The following is a 2,819-nucleotide window of genomic DNA, read 5'->3' as shown; positions in this document are numbered from 1 at the left end:
GGGTGGGTGTGGGGGTCGGGGAAGGGGTGGGCGTCGGTGTCGGCTTCGGCGGATGCGAGTGATGCGGTGGATGCGGCGGCCAGGGGCAGTGCCCGCCCCCCGTCTTCGCCACCGCCCACACGGAACCGTCGGGGCCTATGGACGCGTAGGCGCAAGCGGTGGCTGCGGCCGGTACGGGCACGGCGAACAGCCAGATGAGTGAAGCGGCCGCCACCAGCCGGCCGACTTGGAATCCGTACACGGACAGGATCATGTTCCGCGCATTCTTCCGACACGCCGAAAGTCGAGAAAATCCCCCCTGATAGGGGGATTTGGCGGGGCGCGGGTTTGGATGCCGGAAGTTTTTTCCGGCCGCGTTGAACGGGGGACCCTGCCCGGCCCGTACTTAGGGCCATGAACCGGCGCAGCCCGGCGCCCAACTGACTTACAGACAAGCGGAGTTGATATGAACACCTGGCGGAACGCCTCGCTCGCGGTGACCGCGGTGGCCGTACTGGCCCTGACGACGGCGTGCGGTCAGGAGCAGGGCACCACCACCAACGGAGCGCCGGTCGGAGCCGCCGCGGCGGCGGGGGACGACTACGGTTCGGACGCCTACGGTTCCGACGCGGCGGCCAAGACCGACGCCACGGCGGCCGGTCAACTCGCCGTGTGGGACAGCAAGGAGCTCGGCGAGGTCGTCACCGACAGCGAGGGCTTCACGCTCTACCGCTTCGACAAGGACACCGCCAGCCCGCCCAAGTCGAACTGTGAGGGCGACTGCGAGAAGGCGTGGCCCGTCGTCTCCGCCGAGGGCGCCAAGGCCCCGGCCGGCGTCGACCCGGCCCTGCTCGGCGAGGTCGCCCGCGCCGACGGCACCAAGCAACTCACCATCGCCGGCTGGCCGATGTACCGCTACGCCCAGGACGAGAGCCCCGGGGACGCCAACGGCCAGGGTGTGGGCGGGACCTGGTTCGCCTCCGCCCCCGACGGCAAGAAGGCCGCGCCGGCCGACGACGTCACCGTCGCCGACCTGCCGGGACTTTCGGTCCGCAAGGATCCCCAGCTCGGCGACATCATCGTGGATTCCAAGGGCATGACGGTCTACCGGTTCAAGAAGGACTCCGCGTGGCCCATGAAGTCGGCCTGCACCGGGCCCTGCCTCGACAAGTGGCCGGTTGTCGCCCCCGTCGACAAGAATGACACCGAAGGGATCATCGAGAAGGGCTTTGTGACCTTCGACCGGCCCGACGGAATCAAGCAGCAGAGCATCGACTGCTGGCCCGTCTACACCTTCTCCGGCGACAAGAAGCCGGGTGACACCAACGGCCAGGGCGTGGGCGGCACTTGGTACGCGGTCTCGCCCCAGGCAAAGCTGGTCGGAGCGCCGAAGTAGTCTCCCCGTCGCCTCCGGCCCGCCCGGTCCGCCGTCCCACGCCCCCCGCGTGACGGCGGATCGGGCACGTCTGAGGGTAAGTCAACAGCACGCGCGGGTAAGGCATGTGGTCAAGAGACGTGTTCAAGACGTGTGACGAAGAACGGACCGCTAATTTCCGTTTGGGCTCGCTCTCTTGGCGGGCGATCAGTAGCCTCGGCTCGAACAACCGGCCATGTACATGGCCGCGACCCCGTGGCGACTGTTGGAGACATCGATGGAGCGTCCCGCCTGGGCCCCGCAGGGCATCGACATATCGGTGCCCAGCGTTTCCCGCATTTACGACTACTATCTGGGCGGTTCGCACAATTTCGAGGTGGACAGGGACGCCGCGCGCAAGGCAATGGAGTTCATGCCGGGGCTGCCCAAGATCATGAAGGCGAACCGCGCGTTCATGCGCCGCGCGGTCAAATTCGCCCTGGACAACGGTGTCAACCAGTTCCTCGACATCGGCTCCGGCATTCCGACCTACGGGAATGTCCATGAAGTCGCCCAGGCCGCCGACCCCGCCGCCCGGGTGCTCTACGTCGACCACGACCCGGTCGCGGTCGCCCACAGCCAGGCCGTCCTCACCGGGGTCGACCACGCGGCCGTCGTGAGCGCGGACCTCCGCAAGCCCGCCCAGATCCTCACCAGCCGCGAGGCCGCGGGACTGCTGGACCTGGAACGCCCCGTGGCCCTGTTCCTCGTCGCCGTCCTGCACTTCCTGGAGGACGCGGACGACCCGTACGGCGCGGTCGCCGAACTGCGGGACGCCCTCGCGCCCGGCAGCCTGATCGTCCTCACTCACGCCTCGTACGAGGGCATCCCGGTCCCCAAGGAGCAGGCGGGCGGCGCCGTCGGCGTCTACCGCACCATCCGCAACCCGCTGGTGATGCGCTCCCAGGAGGAGACGGCCCGGTTCTTCGACGGGTTCGAGATGGTCGAACCCGGCCTGGTGGCCATGCCCGACTGGCGCCCCGACAGCCCCGCCGACCAGGAGGATCCGTACGCCTACTCGGGCTTCGCCGGAGTGGGACGCAAGGCGTGATGATGCCGGCGCAGGAGACAGCGGGAGCCACGTCGGACCCGGACGGCCTGGAGGACAGACTCAGACGGCTGGCGACGATCTGGAGCCGGGCGATCTTCCCGGCCAGCGCGACCTCGCTGACCCGAACCGAGTTCGAGGCGCTTCTCCTCCCGCTCGCCCGGGAGTTGAGCGGCGCGCTGCACGCGCGCCACTTCGACCCCGCGCCCGCCGGAGGCGTCGGCGCGGCCCTGGTGGCGGCGCACTGCACGGACCCCGAGGCCCTCGGCCGTACGCTCGGCGTCGTCGACGCCTACCTGGTGCTGTACTGCGGCACGGAGACGCTGCCCGCCGACGAGGCCCGGGCCCGGTGCGCCCGGCTCCAGCACGCGCTGGCCG

Annotated in this window: 2 protein-coding genes and 2 pseudogenes; 3 read left to right on the top strand and 1 reads right to left on the bottom strand. The window is 69.6% G+C overall.

Translation table 11 applies throughout. From position 1 onward, the window contains the following. Positions 1-241, bottom strand: a pseudogene (locus GT042_RS39685) (hypothetical protein); the annotation flags it as partial. A 204-nt stretch (positions 242-445) separates the two neighbouring features. On the opposite strand from GT042_RS39685, the gene GT042_RS35465 reads away from it, so the two are divergent. From GT042_RS35465 to GT042_RS35455, 3 genes and pseudogenes are all read left to right on the top strand, one after another. After that, the gene (locus GT042_RS35465) at positions 446-1,375 is read left to right on the top strand and encodes an SCO0930 family lipoprotein (protein WP_161312796.1); all 930 of its coding nucleotides are present in this window, start codon (positions 446-448) and stop codon (positions 1,373-1,375) included. A gap of 256 nt (positions 1,376-1,631) precedes the next feature. Continuing rightward, a complete protein-coding gene (locus GT042_RS35460) occupies positions 1,632-2,444 on the top strand; it encodes an SAM-dependent methyltransferase (protein WP_161312795.1) in 813 nt (270 codons plus the stop codon). Further along, positions 2,441-2,819, top strand: a pseudogene (locus GT042_RS35455) (GGDEF domain-containing protein); the annotation flags it as partial. The gene GT042_RS35460 and the pseudogene GT042_RS35455, both read left to right, overlap by 4 nt.

The sequence above is a fragment of the Streptomyces sp. SID3212 genome (genome assembly GCF_009865405.1).
Classification (GTDB): domain Bacteria; phylum Actinomycetota; class Actinomycetes; order Streptomycetales; family Streptomycetaceae; genus Streptomyces.
Note: the sequence above shows the minus strand (reverse complement) of the source record. Positions and strands in the feature narration are given on the sequence as shown.

Excerpts from the sequence above, each read along its gene's own strand:
- GT042_RS35460 (WP_161312795.1), top strand. The coding sequence starts at position 1,632 with ATGGAGCGTCCCGCCTGGGCCCCGCAGGGCATCGACATATCGGTGCCC.
- GT042_RS35465 (WP_161312796.1), top strand. The coding sequence starts at position 446 with ATGAACACCTGGCGGAACGCCTCGCTCGCGGTGACCGCGGTGGCCGTA.